We start from the raw sequence: 17,514 nt of genomic DNA on the forward strand, positions 1-17,514 counted from the left end.
GGCTGTGTTGCACGATTGACAGCCCACCATGGAACTGAACACCGAAATCATCACCACCCCGCCCTTGGACTCTGCCTCGGTGGTCTTGCTGCGCGACACTGCGCAGGGCATGCAAGTGCTGCTGCTCAGACGCCATCAAGCCTCCAATGTGCTGGGAGGGGCTTATGTGTTTCCGGGGGGCAAGCTCGATCCCGAAGACCAACACCCGGACCTGTTGTCTCAGCTCAGCCAGGATGCCGCCACCTTGCACCAGCGCTTGGCCGAGCCCGATCTGAACCCGCAACGTGCAGCGGGCCTGTTTGTGGCGGCCATTCGCGAGGCGTTTGAAGAATGCCGCATCTTGCTGGGCCAAACCGGTGCCGACACCCCCGATCTGCAAGCCTTGCAAGATGCCTTGGCCAGCGGGCAAAGCTGGTCGCAGGCGTTTCAAAACCTGTCACTTCAGCTGCACACCGATGCCTTGGTGCCCTGGACCCGGTGGATCACGCCACGCCAGGCATCGGTGACCAGCAAGCGCTTTGACACCCGTTTTTTCATCACCCGGGTGCCCGAAGGCCAAACCGCCGAGCACGACAACTTTGAGGCCACCGAAACACTGTGGACCACCCCGCGCGAAGCCTTGATCCGCTATTGGGACCACCAAATCGAGCTGGCACCGCCCCAAATCATGGGCTTGGTCCAACTGGCCCGGCACACCAACACCCAAAGTGCGTTGGCCGAAGCCCAGAGCCGTCAACCGCCCGTGGTGCAACCCGAACCCTTTGACCAGGACGGTGTTCGCACCATTTGTTACCCCGGCGACCCGCGGCACTCGGTTGCACAGGCGGTTTTTCCAGGTCCCACACGTTTGTTGTTTAAAAACAAGCGATTTGAGCCCGAGCTGGGTTTAGCCGCTTTGCTTGATTAAAATTGGACGATTACAATTTGTAACTTTTGAACGCCTTGATACGCCACTTGACTGTATGAGCCAACCATCTGTGCCAATTTACCTGTCTGTTGAACGGGCCATGGAATTCATTGGCGATGCCAGCGGGGTTCTGTCTTTGCTCAAAACCCTGCACCAGACGCTGGGTGAGGATCTGCCGCGCATCAAGGCCCTGCTGGACAAAGACGACATGCACGGTGCCAACCGCTTGTTGCACCAGCTCAAAGGCTTCACCCCTGTGTTTTGTGTGGACAGCCTGGTTGAGCTGGTAGTGTCGGTCGAACACCTGAGCAAACACGGAGAATCTTCAGAGGTCATTGCCGCCTACAACCGGCTGGCTCCTCAACTGGAGCAACTTCGCAACGAAGTGGCCACTCACCTGGCTGAGCACCCCGAGGCCTGAGCCCCCCGCAGGGGCTCCCCTCCAACAACCCCGTCAGCCTTCCCGATCAAGGCCCCGGCCTGGTTCGGTGCTTTTATGCCGCAGGCAGTGCCTGAGTCTCCAGCCACTGTGCGATTTGGGCGGGGTCGTGCATCAAACGCAGCTGGTCAAAAGCTTCTTGTGCCTCGGGATACACCCGGCGCAAATAATTGAGCCACTGCTTGAGTCGCCCCGCACGGTGCCTGGGGGCCACGCGCAGGCTGATGCCCTGCCAAAACAACCGCATCAACACCACAATGTGCGACCAGGTCACCGACTCGCTGGTCAAACTACCGATCAACACGGCATCGTGGCGTGCAATGGCCAAAGCCAAGCCCGGATCGGCCACCATGCCGCGCCCGATCATCAGCCGGTCACACCCGGTCACTTCGCGGCAACGCAAGGCGTCTGACAAAGTCCAGATTTCGCCATTGGCCACCATGGGCAGGCGCACATGCTGGCGCAAATCGGCAATGCGGTCCCAATAAGCGGGCGGCCTGTAACCATGCGCCTTGGTGCGGGCGTGCACCACCAGGTCGCTGGCCCCTGCGGCCTCAATGGCCAGGGCGCAGTCTTCCGCGCGGCTGTCGTCGTTAAAACCCAGCCGCATCTTGGCCGAGACCGGAATGTGCGCCGGCACAGCACGGCGCACCGCCGCCACGATTTGGCCCACCAACTCGGGTTCATCAAGCAAGACCGCGCCGCCGCGGTGCTGGTTCACGGTTTTGGCGGGGCACCCAAAATTCAAATCAATGCCCGCAGGCTGCAGCTCGGCCAAAGCCGCCGCATTGGCCGCCAAATAATTGGGGTCAGACCCCAACAGTTGCACCCTGACAGGCACGCCCGCCACGGTGCGGCTGTTGTTGAGCAACTCGGGGGCCACCCGAATGAAGGCGCGGCGCGGCAGCACGGTGTTGGTGACCCGGATGAATTCGGACACGCACAAGTCCACGCCCCCCACCCGGGTGAGCATGTCGCGCAAGGTGTGGTCCAGCAGCCCCTCCATGGGCGCCAGCAAGACACGCGCCCCCAAATGGCTCATGGGCATGCGGTCAAAACGTCAGGCCAATTTGCGCTTCAGGCGCACTTCTTCGACCTTGACGCCGCCCAAAGGCACGGTGCGAGCGGTGTTCATCTCGCGCTTGAAGCCCGCCAGATCGTGGAAACGCAGGGTTTTTTCGTGCAGCAAGGGCAGCCAGACCGTCACATCGGTGCAGCCCTCGTCTTCCAGACCTTCGCGGGCGGCATCCCACAGCGCCAAGCCAATGCCTTGGCCCAAACGGTCAGGCGCGGCATAAATGGCCCAGATTTCGCCAGTGGTGTTTTTGGACTTGGGATCGCGCGAGCGGTCAAAACCGACAAAACCAACGATCTCTTTGCCGTCAGTGGCCACCATGACTTGGGGCTCGCCGTATTCGATCGCTTCTTTCCAGAAGGACACGCGTTTGGGCATGGGGGTGGCGTCCCAATGGGCTTCAGGCACTTGGCCCGCATAGGCGGCACGGCAGGCGCTGGCGTGCAAAGCGGCCACAGCAGGGGCGTCTTGTTGGGTGGCAAATCGGACTTGGATATCGGACATGGCTGGAATGGGGGATGAAGAAACAAGGACTTAAAAACAAGGACTGAATGGGCGGATATGCCCAGAGCCAAACCCGATATTGTCGCCGCTTCGGTTATCTTCAAGGGATGAGGATGACATTGAACTTGTTGAATTTGCACAAAGTCTGGGCCGTGGGCCTTGCTTTGCTCGTCTGCGCCGCCGCCCAGGCCCAAAAACAGATCCTTCCCGGCCAAGCCCCTAGCCTTGCCCCGAGCATGGCCCCGGCCCCCGCGGCAGCGCCCCGTTTTGCAGACGACATGGCCGAGCGCACCCGGGCCTGCACCGCCTGCCACGGCGACCAGGGTCGGGCCGGACCCGACGGTTATTACCCACGGCTGGCGGGCAAACCTGCAGGCTATTTGCACAACCAGCTGCGCAATTTTGCACAAGGCCGCCGCCATTACGAGCTGATGACCCGCCTGATCGACCCGCTGTCTGACGAGTACCTGGGCGAGATGGCCCGGTATTTTTCATCTTTGGAGTTGCCTTACCCCAAACCCAGCGCCAGCAACACGATTTCGCCCGAGCGCTTGGCCAAAGGCCAGCAACTGGTGACCCAAGGCGACGCATCGCGGGGTTTGCCCGCCTGCACCCAATGTCACGGCGTGCGCTTGACCGGCGTGCAACCCCATGTGCCAGGCTTGCTGGGCCTGCCGCTGGATTACCTGAACGCCCAATTGGGGGCTTGGCAAACCGGCCAACGCAAGGGCCATGCGCCCGATTGCATGGCCGAAGTGGTCAAGCGCATCCCGGCCAATGACCTGATTGCCGTGTCCAGCTGGCTGGCCCGTCAGGCTTTGCCCACCGACACCCACCCTGCCCCTCGCCCTCCGGCAGGGCCGCCCTTGCCTGCCGCCTTGCGCTGCGGCAGCGCCCCCGAGCTGTCCAGCACAGCGGGAGGCCAGCGATGAAAGAATCACGCACCACTCGCATCGGCTGGGGCCTGGTCTGCGCTCTTCTGGCATTGACCGCCTATGTGGTTTGGGACAACTGGGGCGACGCCTGGACCACACCGGCAACTCCAGCCGCGAGTCCAGCGCCCAACGCCTCAGCCGGTCCATTGGACAAAACCGCTCAAATTGAACGCGGCCAGTACCTGGCCCGCGCGGGCAACTGCGTGGCTTGCCACAGTGCACGCGGACCTGCCCCCATGGCTGGGGGCAGGCGCATTGACACCCCTTTTGGGGCCGTTTTCAGCAGCAACCTGACGCCCGATGCCAACACCGGCATCGGCACCTGGAGCCCGCAGGATTTTTGGCAAGCTTTGCACCACGGTCGCTCCAAAGATGGCCGCCTGCTGACACCCGCTTTCCCCTACAACCACACCAGCGTCATCACCCGCGCTGACAGCGACGACCTGCTGGCCTGGTTGCAAAGCCTGCCGCCCGTGCACCAACCCACACCGCCTCACACCCTCATGTGGCCAATGGGCACACAAGCGGCTTTAGCGGTCTGGCGCAGCCTGTTTTTCAGCCCCACGCCGTTCAAAGCTGACCCTGCGCAAACGGCCGAGTGGAACCGGGGCGCTTACCTGGTGACTGGTCTGGGCCACTGCGCCGCGTGCCACAGCCCGCGCAATGCCTTGGGGGCCAGCGGCGCTGTCGATGATTTGTCGGGCGGTCTGATGCCTGTGGTCAACTGGTACGCGCCCGACCTGACCCGCGACAGCGAAGCCGGTCTGGCCACCACGCCCTTGGCCCACATCGTGCAACTGCTGCGCACGGGCGAGTCAAGCCACGCCCAGACCAGTGGCCCGATGGCCGAAGTGGTGCAACACGGCACCCAGCACATGACCGAAGCCGACTTGCACGCCATGGCGGTGTACCTGCAGTCCCGCGCACAAAAAACCGCCACGGTGGCCCAGCCACCCGTACGCGCCAAAGTCAGCCTGACCGTGGCCGAAAAAGGCATGCAAATCTACGACCGGCATTGCGCGCAATGCCACGGCGAACAAGGCCAGGGCATCATCACACCAGCAGGCCAAACGGCCTACCCCGCTCTGGCGGGCAACCGCGCCGTGCTGCTGAACGACCCGACCAACCTGGTGCAGATGGTCTTGTACGGCGGCTATGGCCCCGCCACCGCTTTGCATCCGCGCCCCTTTGGCATGCCACCAGCGGTGCTGGAGCTGGACGACCGCGACATCTCGGCCGTGCTCACCCACCTGCGCACCCAGTGGGGCAACCAGGCCAGCGAAGTCACGCCTCTGCAAGTCAACCGCATCCGGGCCGCGCAGGGCAACTGAGCTCAGCCACAAGCGCCCCGTGCGTCTGTGAGGGGCTGCCCCCGCGGCCAAACGTCTGAAGTGGCTCGGCACGCATTCGCGAGCAGGGGCTCGCTCCCACAAGGGCCTGAATGCGTGCTCGCCCGCAAGCCGTCCGCCTTTGTGTCTGTGGGAGGCTGCCCCTGCGGCCGAATGCGTGTGAAGCTGACCGTTCGGTCTGTCATGTGCGGCACCCCATGGCCGGGGTCGCGCCGCTACCATGTCGGACATGACACAACACCTCTACATCCTGACAGGCGCTTCCCGGGGCATGGGCTTGGCCATCGCGCAGCAATTGCTCACACCTGGCAACAATCTGCTGTGCATCTCGCGCCACGCCAACGATGCGCTGGCCACTGCCGCCCAACAAAGCCATGTCCCGCTGACGCAATGGACGCAAGATCTGAGCGATGGGCAAGGTGCCAGCCAGCGGCTGCGCGATTGGCTGGTGAGTCTGGACGCGGCTGCTTATGCCAGCGTCACGCTGATCAACAACGCCGGGGTCATTCCGCGCATTGGCCCGCTCAGCCAGGCCGATGCCCCTGATCTGGCGCAAGCCCTGCGCGTCGGCCTGGAAGCGCCGATGCAACTGTGCGCGGCTTTTCTGGGCGCTACCGAGCACTGGGGCATCCCGCGCAAAGTGCTCAACATTTCGTCGGGCTTGGGGCGCAGCGCCATGGCGTCTCAGGCGGGTTATTGCGCCGCCAAGGCGGGCATGGACCATTTCACCCGCTGCATGGCGTTGGACGAAGCCCTCAAACCCTTCGGTGCCAAAGTCTGCTCTTTGGCCCCCGGCGTCATCGACACCGACATGCAGGTGCAGCTGCGCGGAGCGGCCAGCAACGCCTTCCCGGACCAAGCCAAGTTCGCCCAACTCAAAGCAAACGGCCTGCTCAGCTCCGCCCCCCAAGCGGCCAGCCAGGTGCTGGCTTATCTGGCCAGGGCAGACTTTGGCCAAAACCCAGTGGCCGACGTGCGGGACTGATGCCCACTGCGCATGCAGTCATCCGACCTGTCAGGTCAATGTAGTGATTGACCTTGAAACTGTGCCGCTTACCCCATTCCTGTTTTTAAATTCTGGAGACATCCCATGAGCCGTGAAGTTGTTGTTGTCAGCGGTGTGCGCACCGCCATTGGTACCTATGGCGGCAGCCTCAAAGACATTGCCCCCACCGAGCTGGCCGCACAGGTTGTGCGCGAAGCCCTGTCCCGCGCGGGCACCGACGGCAAGGACGTGGGCCACGTCGTGTTCGGCCATGTGGTCAACACCGAGCCCAAAGACATGTATTTGTCGCGCGTGGCGGCCATCAACGGTGGCTGCGCCGAAGGCACCCCCGCCTTCAACGTCAACCGCCTGTGCGGCTCGGGCCTGCAGGCCATCGTGAGCGCCAGCCAGTCCATCTTGCTGGGTGACTGCGACATCGCCATCGGTGGCGGTGCAGAAAACATGAGCCGTGGGCCCTACGCCAGCTTGAGCGCCCGCTGGGGTGCCCGCATGGGTGACACCAAGATGGTCGACATGGTGGTCGGCGCGCTACACGACCCCTTCCACACCATCCACATGGGCGTAACGGCTGAAAACGTGGCCACCAAATACGGCATCACCCGCGAGATGCAAGACGCGCTGGCCGTGGAAAGCCACAACCGCGCCGAGCGCGCCACCCTGGCCGGTTACTTCAAAGACCAGATCATGCCGGTCATGCTGAAAAGCAAAAAAGGCGAAATCGCTTACGCCACCGACGAGCACTTCCGCCCCGGCTGCAAGCTCGAAGACATGGCCAAGCTCAAGCCCGTGTTTGTGAAAGAAAACGGCACTGTGACCGCTGGCAACGCCTCGGGCATCAATGACGCCGCTGCGGCCGTGGTGCTGATGGAGGCCGGTGCCGCCAAGGCCCGTGGTGCCAAGCCTCTGGCCCGCCTGGTGGGCTATGCCCACACCGGTCTGGACCCCAAGATCATGGGCGTGGGTCCGATCTCGGCCACGCAGGCCGTGCTCAAGAAAACCGGATTGACGGTCAATGACCTCGATGTGATCGAAGCCAACGAAGCCTTTGCCGCGCAAGCCTGCGCCGTGACCCGTGAGCTGGGCTTGGATCCGGCCAAAGTCAACCCCAACGGCTCAGGCATTTCGCTGGGTCACCCCATCGGTGCCACGGGTGCATTGATCACAGTGAAAGCTTTGTACGAGCTGCAGCGCGTGAACGGCCGCTATGCGCTGGTGACCATGTGCATCGGCGGCGGTCAGGGCATTGCGGCCATTTTTGAGCGGATGTGATGCAGCGGGGCTGACCTGAACGCAAAATTCAGGTCGACCGTCTGCCGCAGGCGTCAACAAAAATGGGCATCAGAGATGCCCATTTTTTTCATCTGAACACAACGGCCTCGTTCAAAGGCCGTTTGGGAGAAGCGCCCTCAGGACTTCACCGCCCCTGTCACCACCACCTCGATCAAATACGCTGGATTGGCCAGCGCAGCCTCAACCGTGGCGCGTGGGGGTGCACTGCCTGCCACCACCCAGGCATCCCACACCTCGTTCATGGCGGTGATGTCGCTGATGTCTTTCAGGTAAATCTGGGTGCGCAAGATGCGGGTCTTGTCACTGCCTGCTTCAGCCAAGCGCTGCTCGATCTGGCGCAGCACATCGGCGGTCTGGCTGCGGATGTCGGTGGCTTCGCATTCGGGCACCATGCCCGCCAAATAAACCACGCCATTGAAAATGGCCGCCTCACTGTAGCGGGCCGCCACATGCAAACGCTGGATGTCCTGGCTCATTCTTTTTTCTTTCCCAATTTGGATTCGGTACCGGCCAACAGGCGGTTGATGTTTTCACGGTGCCGCCAGACCAGCAGCAAGGCCATCACGGCCAGGCAGAAAACCTCTGTGGCGTTGACATCCCAGGCCACGCCGTCGCCAAACACATAAAACACCGGCGCAAACACCGCGGCCACCATGGACGCCAGCGACACATAGCGGCTGAAATAGACCACGATGCCAAAGGTGAGCACAGTGGCCAGCGCCAGCAAGCCATTGACGCCCACCAGCACGCCCACCGCCGTGGCCACGCCCTTGCCCCCCACAAAACCAAAGAACACCGGGTACAGGTGCCCCAGAAAGGCCGCCAGCCCGGCCAGCGCAGCCACACCGACGCCCAATCCGTGTTCAGGCCCCCAAGCCAACACCAGCGCCACGGGCAACCAGCCCTTCACCGCGTCCAGCAGCAAGGTCAGGATGGCGGCTTTTTTGCTGCCCGAGCGCAGCACGTTGGTGGCACCGGGGTTTTTGCTGCCGTAGCTGCGCGGGTCGTTCAGGCCCATCAAGCGGCTGACGATGACGGCAAAACTGAGCGAGCCCATCAAATAACTGGCCAACACCACGGCCACTGGAATCAACAAATCCATCGAAAGCTCCCTTGTTCTTGTACGGGCGTCATTCTGCCAGTGCGCAATTCACCGGCTGCGCGCCCAGCAACTGCACGCACACCTGGGGGTCGATGCCGACCAGATAACCGCGCCTGCCGCCATTGATGCAGATGCGCGGCAAGGCCAGGATGGTTTCCTCGATGTAGACCGGCATGGCCCGGCGCGTGGCAAACGGCGAAGTGCCGCCCACCAGGTAACCGCTGTGGCGGTTGGCCACCTCGGGGGCGCAAGGCTCGATGGACTTGAGTCCCACCTGCCGCGCCAGGTTTTTGGTGGACACCTTGCGGTTGCCGTGCATCAACACCACCAGCGGCTTGGCGTCCTGGTCTTGCATGATCAGGGTCTTGACCACAGCAAACGGGTCCATGCCCAGCACCTGGGCGCTGTGCTGGGCGCCGCCGTGCTCCAGGTACTCGTAGGGGTGTTCGGTGAAGCTCACCCCCTGCTGGCGCAAGAGCGCCGTGGCCGGGGTTTCGCTGACTTTGTCTTTTTTGGCCATGGGCCAGGATCACAAAGCCGGGTCGCGCATGTCCCAACGGATCGCGTCGATGGCCTTGAGCACTTCAAGTGACAACTCGGTCGACCAGGCGGCTAGGTCTTCGTTCAATTGCGCGACAGAAGTCACGCCAATGATGGTGCTGGCCACGCTCCAGCGGTGGTAGCAAAACGCCAACGCCATCTGGGTGGGCGTCATGCCGTTGTCACGGGCCAACTGGTTGTAGCGGCGTGCCGCCACCAGCGCCTCAGGGCGGCCCCAGCGCTGTTTGCGCATCGAGTCGTAACGGGCAATGCGGCCACCCTCGGGCACCAGCGGGCCGGTCAAATCCATGTTGTCGTATTTGCCGGTCAGCAAGCCAAAGCCCAATGGCGAATAAGCCAGCATCGACACGTTCAGGCGGTGGCAGGTTTCGTCCAGCGCGTTGTCATAGGTGCGGTTCACCAGGCAATACGGGTTTTGAATCGTGGCCACACGCGGCAGGCCATGCTGCTCGGCCAGACGCACAAATTCGTGCACGCCATAAGGCGTTTCATTGGACAGGCCAACGTAACGCACCTTGCCCGCTTTGACCAATTTGGACAGGGCTTCAAGCTGCTCGTGAATCGAGGTGAGCGGCTTGTCTTTGCTGGGGTCGAAATACGTCATGCCAAACACGGGCACATGGCGCTCGGGCCAGTGGATTTGGTAGAGATCGATCACGTCGGTTTGCAGACGGCGCAAGCTGGCATCGCAGGAATTGAGAATGTCCTGGCCGGTCATGCCAGAGCCTTCTCGGATCCAGGGCATGCCACGCGAGGGGCCGGCCACCTTGGTGGCCAGCACCAGCTTCTGACGGGCACCGGGGTTTTTGGCAAACCAATTGCCGATGTAGGTTTCAGTGAAGCCGCAGGTGGCTGCGGTGGCGGGCACGGCATACATCTCGGCGGTGTCGATGAAGTTGATCCCGGCTTCGAGTGAGCGGTCCAGAATGGCGTGCGAGTCGGCTTCGTTGACTTGCTCGCCAAAGGTCATGGTGCCCAGGCAGATGGGGGTCACTTGCAAGTCGGACTGGCCGAGTTGAACGAGTTTCATGGTGTTTCCTGTGTTGAATTCAAGTCGTCCTGAGTTCCCTGGGCAGGGGAAAACGGTGTTGGGTTGATTTTGTCACGCCTCAACGTGCTTGGGCCTGCACCGCTGTCGCGCGTGCTTCTTCTTGCAAACGCAACACCCGCCGCTGCACTTTGCCGGTGGTGGTCATGGGCAGCTGGTCGATGAATTCGATCTCTTTGGGGTATTCATAAGGCGCCAGCAAGCCCTTCACATGGCCCTGCAGCTCACGGCGCACCTCGTCGTCAAAGGCGCTTTGGCCCAGCCCCGAGGGCCTGCGGCTTTGCCAGTCGGGCGACATGACCACATAGGCCTTGACCAGCGCCCCCCGGTCTTTGTCGGGCTTGGGCACCACAGCGGCATTGGCCACGGCGGGGTGTTTGACCAGGCAGTTTTCAATCTCGCCCGGGCCAATGCGGTAACCCGCCGCCTTGAACATGTCGTCGGTGCGGCCCTGGTACCAAAGGTAGCCGTCTTCGTCGGCCACGGCCATGTCGCCTGTGCGGCACCAATCGCCTGTGTATTTGGCTTGGGTGGCTTTGTCGTTGTGCCAGTAACCCAAAAAGAACACCGGGTCAGGGTGCCCATGCACGTCAAAACGGTTGACCGCCACCTCGCCCGGCGTGCCGACCGGGCAAACGCGACCCTCATCGTCGATCACCGCGACCTGGTGGCCGGGGTAGCCCTTGCCCATGCTGCCCGGTTTGGCGGGCCACAAGCGTGTGCAGTTGCCCACCACGTAGTTGATTTCGGTCTGGCCAAACATCTCGTTCACGGTGACGCCCAGCTGCTTTTGGCAATAGTCGAACACCGCATCACCGACCGCCTCACCCGCGCTCATCATGGCTTGCAGCTTGAGCTGATAACGGGCTTTCACGTCGGGCACCGCCTTCATCATGGCCTTGAGCGCCGTGGGAAACAAAAAGCTGTGCGTGACGGCATGGCTTTGCAAAATCTCGAACGCAGCCTCTGGCGAAAAGCGCCCGTTGAAGGCCACGATGGGCCGTCCGAAATACAGACTGGGCAGCAAGGCGTCCATCAAGCCGCCCGTCCAGGCCCAGTCGGCAGGCGACCAGAACACGGCTTTCGACGGACGCTCAGCCTTGAAAGGGTCAAAGCCAAACCAGTTCTGGCTGCACACAAAACCCGTGAGGTTGCCGATCAGCGCCCGATGCGGAATGAGTGCGCCTTTGGGGTTGCCGGTGGTGCCACTGGTGTAGATCAGCACCGCCGAGTCTTCGGCCAGGGTGCTCACGGGTTGGAAGCTGCTCTCGCTGGCCTGCATGGCGCGGGCGTAGTCCAGGTCGGCCTGCGCCCCCGCCTGCCCCACCCCGATCAGGGTTTGCAAGCCCGGGCAATCGGGCCGGGCTTGTCGCAAAGCGTCAAGGGTCGATTCGTCGCACACCGCCACACGGGCCTGGCTGTCGTTGATGCGAAAAGACAGCGCCTCGGGGCCAAACAACATGGACAGCGGCATGGCCACTGCGCCCATTTGCAGCACCGCCATGTAGGCCACGGCAGTCTCAAAGCGCTGCGGCATCACGATCGCCACCCGGTCACCGCGCCGCACACCCTGCGCACGCAACACCCGGCTCAGACGGTTGGCGTCTTGTTGCAACTGCCCGAAGGTCCAGCTGCGGCCCAAGCCCTGCCCCGCCACATGCTCGCGCACCGCCTGGCGTTTGGCCGTGGCGGGCTGCGCGGCCCATTGCCCGCAACAAGCCTGCGCCATGTTGAAGCGCTTGGGCACTTTCCAGCCAAAGCCCTGGTGGATGGCCTGGTAACGATTGGTTGTGGCTTGAGTTTGGGCTTGGCGGTCCTGGTTGCGACTGACGCTCATGGTTTGTCTCCTTATGATTCAAAGTATGTACCAAGTTCAACGCGAATCACAAAGCTCCTGGGTGCCGCTGCGCGGCTGCCGTTACCACGTGCGCCAATGGGGCACGCCCACACCCGGTGCCACACCGCTCGTTTTGGCCCACGGCTGGATGGACGTGGCCGCCTCCTGGCAATTCATGGTCGATGCCTTCAGCGAAGCTTTTGTCAGCCAGCGCCCCATCATTGCCATGGACTGGCGCGGCTACGGCCTGACCGAAGCCCCGGTCACCGACAGTTATTGGTTCCCCGACTACTTGGCCGATCTGGACGCGCTGCTCGATGCGCTTTACCCCGGCCAGGCGATTGACTTGGTGGGCCACAGCATGGGCGGCAACGTGGTGATGATGTACGCGGGCTCACGACCCGAGCGCATTCGCCGACTGGTCAACCTGGAAGGCTTTGGCATGCCTGCCACCCAAGCCGACCAAGCCCCCGCACGCATGGGCCAATGGCTGGATGAGCTGAAAGCGCAGCGCGACGGTGCCAACGAGCTCAAACCCTATGCCGATGCCGCAGGTGTTGCAGCACGCCTGATGAAAACCAACCGACGCCTGGGCGCAGACAAAGCCAACTGGCTGGCACAGCACTGGGCCCAACCCGGCAGCGATGGGCAGTGGCGCATTCTGGGCGATGCGGCGCACAAGGTGATCAACCCTTACTTGTTCCACGTCGACGAAGCGCTGGCCATGTATGGCCGCATCACAGCCCCCGTGCTGGCGGTGGAAGCTTCTGACGACTCGCTGGGCCAATGGTGGAAAGGCCGGTACACATTGGCCGAATTTCACGCGCGTTTGAAGGCCGTGCCTGTGCTTGAAAAAGCCGTCATTCAAGACGCGGGCCACATGCTGCACCACGACCAACCCCAACTGCTGGCCGCCATGATCGAAAAGTTCACGCGCTGAGAGGCCCTAAAATCACACCGTTTTAATATCGATGATCGTTTGCCATGCACCCCGTACACATTTTGCGCATTTTTCTGGCTCTCGCCTTATCAGCCTTGTTCTCGTTGGCACACGCTGACGCCGGCAACCGCTATTGCCCCGACCTGTTGGCCGTGAAAGGGGCACCAGAGCCCGCACATCGGGGTGAATTCACGTTTTCTCCTTACACCCACCACTTCAGCAACAACCCGGACCACAAGCATGTGGTGCTGGTGGCGATCGACGAGCAATTGCCCGGCGACCGTTTGTGTGGCATCAGCTTTTTCAGCAACTCGTTTGGGCAGCCTTCGGTCTACGTGTATGCAGGCCAGCAGTTCAACAACCTGTTTGGGGTGCCTCAATTGTTTGCCAAAGTCACGGGTGGCCTGATGTACGGCTACGTGGCCCCTTACGAGAACAAAGTGCCCTTGAACTACAAAGGCTTCAACCCCGCCATCATCCCGGCCGTGGGCTACAAGCTGACCCAGCACGACTCGGTTCAGGTCAAGTTTCTGGGCACCGCCGCAGTGATGTTCTCTTACGGACGGCAGTTTTAAGCCCTCCGGCAGGCAAGCATGACATCAACTCATGAGAAAATGCCCGGTTTACCGAACCGGACACTTTCATCATGGACGCAGAACGCATCAACCAAATCGGCGCATCCCTCACAGACCTGACCGCTCGTACCCACGAGTTACGGGGGTATCTTTGACTACGATGCCAAATCTGAACGGCTGAGAACCGTCAACGCATCACTCGAAGATCCCTCGGTCTGGAACGACCCGAAAAAAGCCCAGGAGCTGGGCAAAGAGAAAAAAGCCCTGGACGGCGTGGTGGTGACCATCACCAACCTGACCAGCGAGTTGGCCGACAACCTTGAACTCTTCGAGATGAGCAAGGAAGAAGGCGACGACGAAGGCCTGCTGACCATCGAAGCCGAAGCCGCCAAATTGGCCAAACTGGTGGAAGACCTCGAATTCCGCCGCATGTTCCGCCACGAGGCTGATCCGCTGAACTGCTTTGTCGACATCCAGGCGGGCGCAGGCGGCACCGAAGCCTGTGACTGGGCCAGCATGCTGCTGCGCCAGTACATCAAGTACGCCGAGCGCAAAGGCTTCAAAGCCACCGTGGAAGACGAAACCCCGGGTGACACCGCAGGCATCAAGGGTGCCACCATCAAGATCGAAGGCGAATACGCTTTTGGCTTGCTGCGCACCGAAACCGGCGTGCACCGTTTGGTGCGCAAGAGCCCGTTTGACTCGTCGGGCGGTCGCCACACCTCGTTCGCCTCGCTGTTTGTGTACCCTGAGATTGATGATTCGATCGAGATCAACATCAACCCGGCCGATGTGCGCACCGACACCTTCCGTGCCAGCGGCGCGGGCGGCCAGCACATCAACAAGACCGACTCGGCGGTGCGCCTGACGCACATTCCCACCGGCATCGTGGTGCAGTGCCAGGACGGCCGCAGCCAGCACAGCAACCGCGATGTAGCATGGCAACGCCTGCGCTCGCGCCTGTATGACTTCGAGATGCGCAAGCGCCTCGAAGAGCAGCAAAAGCTGGAAGACACCAAGACCGATGTGGGCTGGGGTCACCAGATTCGCAGCTATGTGCTGGACAACAGCCGCATCAAGGATTTGCGCACCAACGTCGAAATCTCGGCCACCCAAAAGGTGCTCGATGGCGACTTGGATGCGTTCATCGAAGCCTCACTGAAACAAGGCCTCTGACCCGGTCAGACCTCAACCAAAACGGAGTTAGTGATGCGTGAAGGACAACCCACCGCGATTCAACGGGCGGCTTATGCCGCCCCGGCTTTCTGGATCGACACGGTCGATCTGACCTTTGATCTGGACCCAGCCAAAACCCGCGTGCTCAACAAGATGCGCCTGCGCCGCAACCCCGACGTGGCGGCCCAGCCCCTGCGCCTGGATGGCGAAGACCTCAATTTGGCACGCGTTCTGGTCAACGGCGGTGGCACCTCGTTCAAGATGGACGGGAACCAGCTGGTGCTTGAGAATTTGCCCGAAGGCACGGATGCCTTCGATCTGGAAATCTTCACCACCTGCAACCCCGAGAAGAACACCCAGTTGATGGGCCTGTACGTCAGCAACGACTCGTTCTTCACCCAGTGCGAGGCCGAGGGTTTTCGCCGCATCACCTACTTCCTGGACCGTCCGGACGTGATGGCCAGCTACACCGTCACGCTGCGTGCCGACAAGGCCAAGTACCCGGTGCTGCTGAGCAACGGCAACCTGGTCGAGCAAGGCGCGCTGGAAGACGGTCCCAACGGTCCGAGACATTTTGCCAAGTGGGTCGATCCGCACAAAAAGCCCTGCTATTTGTTCGCCCTGGTGGCGGGCCAGCTGGTCGCGCGCGAACAACGCATCACCAGCCGCAGCGGCACGGAGCATTTGCTGCAAGTGTTTGTGCGTCCGGGCGATCTGGACAAGACCGAACACGCGATGAACTCGCTCATGGCCAGCGTGGCCTGGGACGAAGCCCGCTTTGGCCTGCCGCTGGACCTGGAGCGCTTCATGATCGTCGCCACCAGCGACTTCAACATGGGCGCGATGGAAAACAAGGGCCTGAACATCTTCAACACCAAATACGTGTTGGCGAATCCGGCCACGGCCACTGACATGGATTTCGGCAACATCGAATCGGTCGTGGGCCACGAGTACTTCCACAACTGGACTGGCAACCGCATCACCTGCCGCGACTGGTTCCAGCTCTCGCTCAAAGAAGGCCTCACAGTCTTCCGCGACCAGGAGTTCAGCCAAGACATGGCCGGTGAGGCCAGTGCCCGCGCGGTCAAGCGCATCGAAGACGTGCGCGTGCTACGCACCGTGCAATTTGCCGAAGACGCAGGCCCCATGGCCCACCCGGTGCGCCCTGACAGCTATGTGGAAATCAACAACTTCTACACCGTCACCATCTACGAAAAAGGCTCCGAAGTCGTCCGCATGATGCAGACCCTGGTGGCCACGCCCACTGACAGCCTAGGTCGCGACGGTTTTGCCAAGGGCATGAAGCTCTACTTTGAGCGCCACGACGGCCAGGCCGTGACCTGCGATGACTTTGCGCAAGCGATTGCCGACGCCAACCCCGGCTCGGCATTGGCCCAAAACCTGGCCGCTTTCAAACACTGGTACAGCCAAGCGGGCACACCGCGCCTGCAAGCGCGTGGCATCTACAACGCGGCAGAACGCAGCTACACCCTCACGCTCAGCCAGAACTGTCCCGCGACACCCGACCAAACCAGCAAACAAGCCTTCGTGATCCCGGTCACGCTGGGCCTGCTCAGCCGCGAAGGCCAGGCACTGCCTTTGCAGTTGGCCGGGGCATCCGATGCGGTGCCACAACAAACCCTGGTGCTGACCGAAGCCAGTGCGAGCTACACCTTCGTCAACATCGACAGCGAACCCGTGCCTTCACTGCTGCGCGGTTTCAGCGCCCCGGTGGTGCTCGAAGACGGCCTGAACGCTGACGACCTGCTGATCTTGCTGGCCCATGACAACGACCCCTTCAACCAGTGGGAAGCTGGCCAGCGCCTGATGCTGCAAAGCGCCATCGACGCCATCCACCAGAACAAAGACCTGACGGGCCAGCTGGTGCTGTCCGACGCGCTGGTGGCTGCCTTGCGCAATGTGTTGCGCCACCCCACGCTGGACGCCGCATTCAAGGACTTGGCACTCACCTTGCCGTCCGAGAACTACATCGCCGACCAGCTGGACGTCGTAGACCCGCAACGCGTGCACGCCCTGCGCGAGAACATGCGTCTGCGACTGGCCACGGCCTTGCAAGCCGACTGGCAATGGGCTTGGGACGCGCACAAAAACAACGGCGCTTATTCGCCCGACGCAAAGTCAAGTGGCCGCCGCGCTCTGGCCGGTCTGGCCATGGGCATGCTGTGCATTGCCGCCGTGCACAGCGGTGACGCGGTGACGCCTGGCCGTGTGTACCAGCAGTTCAAGGACGCCAGCAACATGACCGATCGCTTCAACGCCTTGTCGGCGTTGGTGGTCAGCGGCCATGCACTGGCACAAGACGCGCTGGCCCTGTTCCACAAACTGTTCCAGCACGAAGCCCTGGTGATCGACAAGTGGTTTGCCTTGCAGGCCGGTGCCCCCGACCGCGCAGGCGATGTGCTGCCACGTGTGCGCCAACTCATGCAGCATGCCGACTTCAGCCTGCGCAACCCCAACCGCGCCCGCAGCCTGATCTTCAGCTATTGCAGCGCCAACCCGGCCGGCTTCCACCGCGCCGACGCAGCGGGCTATGTTTATTGGAGCGAGCAGGTGCTGGCCCTGGACGCCATCAACCCGCAAGTGGCCGCCCGCCTGGCGCGCGCCATGGACCGCTGGAGCCGCCTGGCCGAGCCTTACCGCAGTGCCGCCAAAGTCGCCATCGAACGCGTGGCCGCCAAAGCCGACCTGTCCAATGATGTGCGCGAAGTGATCAGCCGCGCCCTGAGCAGTCATTGACAGCCACTGACCG

General features: G+C 62.1%; 17 protein-coding genes. 10 read left to right on the top strand and 7 right to left on the bottom strand.

Annotated features, from left to right (window positions below):
- Positions 1-28: 28 nt before the first annotated feature.
- Both ACZ5VE_RS10460 and ACZ5VE_RS10465 read left to right on the top strand, forming a co-directional pair.
- Positions 29-907 carry an NUDIX hydrolase gene (locus ACZ5VE_RS10460; protein WP_464455112.1) on the top strand — a complete coding sequence of 293 codons (879 nt, stop codon included), beginning with the start codon at positions 29-31 and terminating at the stop codon, positions 905-907.
- Between the two features lie 55 nt (positions 908-962).
- Positions 963-1,328 carry an Hpt domain-containing protein gene (locus tag ACZ5VE_RS10465; protein WP_464455113.1) on the top strand — a complete coding sequence of 122 codons (366 nt, stop codon included), beginning with the start codon at positions 963-965 and terminating at the stop codon, positions 1,326-1,328.
- Positions 1,329-1,401: 73 nt separating this feature from the next.
- Here the strand turns inward: ACZ5VE_RS10465 and ACZ5VE_RS10470 are convergent, their stop codons facing one another.
- Positions 1,402-2,394 (bottom strand): tRNA dihydrouridine synthase, encoded by a 993-nt coding sequence (locus tag ACZ5VE_RS10470; RefSeq protein ID WP_464455114.1) that lies wholly within the window; start codon positions 2,392-2,394, stop codon positions 1,402-1,404.
- A 12-nt stretch (positions 2,395-2,406) separates the two neighbouring features.
- Positions 2,407-2,925, bottom strand: coding sequence for an N-acetyltransferase family protein (locus tag ACZ5VE_RS10475; RefSeq protein ID WP_464455115.1), 519 nt, complete (start codon positions 2,923-2,925; stop codon positions 2,407-2,409).
- Positions 2,926-3,038: 113 nt separating this feature from the next.
- Between ACZ5VE_RS10475 and ACZ5VE_RS10480 the strand changes: the two genes are divergently transcribed.
- The 4 genes from ACZ5VE_RS10480 to bktB all read left to right on the top strand — a co-directional run bounded on the left by ACZ5VE_RS10480 (position 3,039) and on the right by bktB (position 7,484).
- Complete coding sequence (locus tag ACZ5VE_RS10480; protein ID WP_464455116.1) at positions 3,039-3,857, top strand: c-type cytochrome; 819 nt, start codon at positions 3,039-3,041, stop codon at positions 3,855-3,857.
- Positions 3,854-5,191 (top strand): c-type cytochrome, encoded by a 1,338-nt coding sequence (locus ACZ5VE_RS10485; protein WP_464455117.1) that lies wholly within the window; start codon positions 3,854-3,856, stop codon positions 5,189-5,191. The genes ACZ5VE_RS10480 and ACZ5VE_RS10485 overlap by 4 nt, the downstream gene beginning before the upstream one ends.
- A 247-nt stretch (positions 5,192-5,438) precedes the next feature.
- A complete protein-coding gene (locus ACZ5VE_RS10490) occupies positions 5,439-6,194 on the top strand; it encodes an SDR family NAD(P)-dependent oxidoreductase (protein WP_464455118.1) in 756 nt (251 codons plus the stop codon).
- Positions 6,195-6,299: 105 nt separating this feature from the next.
- On the top strand, positions 6,300-7,484 hold the full coding sequence (gene bktB / locus ACZ5VE_RS10495; protein WP_464455119.1) for a beta-ketothiolase BktB: 1,185 nt from the start codon (positions 6,300-6,302) through the stop codon (positions 7,482-7,484).
- A gap of 137 nt (positions 7,485-7,621) precedes the next feature.
- Here the strand turns inward: bktB and ACZ5VE_RS10500 are convergent, their stop codons facing one another.
- The 5 genes from ACZ5VE_RS10500 to ACZ5VE_RS10520 form a co-directional block, all read right to left on the bottom strand.
- On the bottom strand, positions 7,622-7,981 hold the full coding sequence (locus ACZ5VE_RS10500) for a RidA family protein (protein ID WP_464455120.1): 360 nt from the start codon (positions 7,979-7,981) through the stop codon (positions 7,622-7,624).
- Positions 7,978-8,607 (bottom strand): glycerol-3-phosphate 1-O-acyltransferase PlsY, encoded by a 630-nt coding sequence (gene plsY / locus ACZ5VE_RS10505; protein ID WP_464455121.1) that lies wholly within the window; start codon positions 8,605-8,607, stop codon positions 7,978-7,980. The genes ACZ5VE_RS10500 and plsY overlap by 4 nt, the downstream gene beginning before the upstream one ends.
- 28 nt (positions 8,608-8,635) lie before the next feature.
- Positions 8,636-9,127 carry an aminoacyl-tRNA deacylase gene (locus tag ACZ5VE_RS10510; RefSeq protein WP_464455122.1) on the bottom strand — a complete coding sequence of 164 codons (492 nt, stop codon included), beginning with the start codon at positions 9,125-9,127 and terminating at the stop codon, positions 8,636-8,638.
- Positions 9,128-9,136: 9 nt separating this feature from the next.
- On the bottom strand, positions 9,137-10,198 hold the full coding sequence (locus ACZ5VE_RS10515) for an aldo/keto reductase (RefSeq protein WP_464455123.1): 1,062 nt from the start codon (positions 10,196-10,198) through the stop codon (positions 9,137-9,139).
- Positions 10,199-10,277: 79 nt separating this feature from the next.
- A complete protein-coding gene (locus tag ACZ5VE_RS10520; RefSeq protein WP_464455124.1) occupies positions 10,278-12,053 on the bottom strand; it encodes an acyl-CoA synthetase in 1,776 nt (591 codons plus the stop codon).
- A gap of 25 nt (positions 12,054-12,078) precedes the next feature.
- Between ACZ5VE_RS10520 and ACZ5VE_RS10525 the strand changes: the two genes are divergently transcribed.
- The 4 genes from ACZ5VE_RS10525 to pepN all read left to right on the top strand — a co-directional run bounded on the left by ACZ5VE_RS10525 (position 12,079) and on the right by pepN (position 17,501).
- Positions 12,079-12,993 (top strand): alpha/beta fold hydrolase, encoded by a 915-nt coding sequence (locus ACZ5VE_RS10525; RefSeq protein WP_464455125.1) that lies wholly within the window; start codon positions 12,079-12,081, stop codon positions 12,991-12,993.
- Between the two features lie 44 nt (positions 12,994-13,037).
- Positions 13,038-13,568: a hypothetical protein gene (locus ACZ5VE_RS10530; RefSeq protein WP_464455126.1), complete on the top strand. Its 531-nt coding sequence runs from the start codon at positions 13,038-13,040 to the stop codon at positions 13,566-13,568.
- A 71-nt stretch (positions 13,569-13,639) separates the two neighbouring features.
- Positions 13,640-14,744, top strand: a protein-coding gene (gene prfB / locus ACZ5VE_RS10535) for a peptide chain release factor 2 (protein WP_464455127.1) whose coding sequence is annotated in 2 segments (ribosomal slippage) — positions 13,640-13,720 and positions 13,722-14,744 — 1,104 coding nt in all. Because the reading frame shifts where the segments join, the coding sequence is not laid out codon by codon here.
- Positions 14,745-14,777: 33 nt separating this feature from the next.
- Entirely contained in the window at positions 14,778-17,501 is a 2,724-nt protein-coding gene (gene pepN / locus ACZ5VE_RS10540; RefSeq protein WP_464455128.1) for an aminopeptidase N, read from the top strand.
- Positions 17,502-17,514 lie beyond the last annotated feature (13 nt).

It is taken from the genome of Limnohabitans sp. INBF003, from assembly GCF_055396645.1.

Bases quoted from the DNA above. Each gene is read 5' to 3' on its own strand.
- ACZ5VE_RS10460 (WP_464455112.1), top strand. From the start codon at position 29: ATGGAACTGAACACCGAAATCATCACCACCCCGCCCTTGGACTCTGCC.
- ACZ5VE_RS10465 (WP_464455113.1), top strand. From the start codon at position 963: ATGAGCCAACCATCTGTGCCAATTTACCTGTCTGTTGAACGGGCCATG.
- ACZ5VE_RS10470 (WP_464455114.1), bottom strand. From the start codon at position 2,394: ATGCCCATGAGCCATTTGGGGGCGCGTGTCTTGCTGGCGCCCATGGAG.
- ACZ5VE_RS10475 (WP_464455115.1), bottom strand. From the start codon at position 2,925: ATGTCCGATATCCAAGTCCGATTTGCCACCCAACAAGACGCCCCTGCT.
- ACZ5VE_RS10480 (WP_464455116.1), top strand. From the start codon at position 3,039: ATGACATTGAACTTGTTGAATTTGCACAAAGTCTGGGCCGTGGGCCTT.
- ACZ5VE_RS10485 (WP_464455117.1), top strand. From the start codon at position 3,854: ATGAAAGAATCACGCACCACTCGCATCGGCTGGGGCCTGGTCTGCGCT.
- ACZ5VE_RS10490 (WP_464455118.1), top strand. From the start codon at position 5,439: ATGACACAACACCTCTACATCCTGACAGGCGCTTCCCGGGGCATGGGC.
- bktB (WP_464455119.1), top strand. From the start codon at position 6,300: ATGAGCCGTGAAGTTGTTGTTGTCAGCGGTGTGCGCACCGCCATTGGT.
- ACZ5VE_RS10500 (WP_464455120.1), bottom strand. From the start codon at position 7,981: ATGAGCCAGGACATCCAGCGTTTGCATGTGGCGGCCCGCTACAGTGAG.
- plsY (WP_464455121.1), bottom strand. From the start codon at position 8,607: ATGGATTTGTTGATTCCAGTGGCCGTGGTGTTGGCCAGTTATTTGATG.
- ACZ5VE_RS10510 (WP_464455122.1), bottom strand. From the start codon at position 9,127: ATGGCCAAAAAAGACAAAGTCAGCGAAACCCCGGCCACGGCGCTCTTG.
- ACZ5VE_RS10515 (WP_464455123.1), bottom strand. From the start codon at position 10,198: ATGAAACTCGTTCAACTCGGCCAGTCCGACTTGCAAGTGACCCCCATC.
- ACZ5VE_RS10520 (WP_464455124.1), bottom strand. From the start codon at position 12,053: ATGAGCGTCAGTCGCAACCAGGACCGCCAAGCCCAAACTCAAGCCACA.
- ACZ5VE_RS10525 (WP_464455125.1), top strand. From the start codon at position 12,079: ATGTACCAAGTTCAACGCGAATCACAAAGCTCCTGGGTGCCGCTGCGC.
- ACZ5VE_RS10530 (WP_464455126.1), top strand. From the start codon at position 13,038: ATGCACCCCGTACACATTTTGCGCATTTTTCTGGCTCTCGCCTTATCA.
- pepN (WP_464455128.1), top strand. From the start codon at position 14,778: ATGCGTGAAGGACAACCCACCGCGATTCAACGGGCGGCTTATGCCGCC.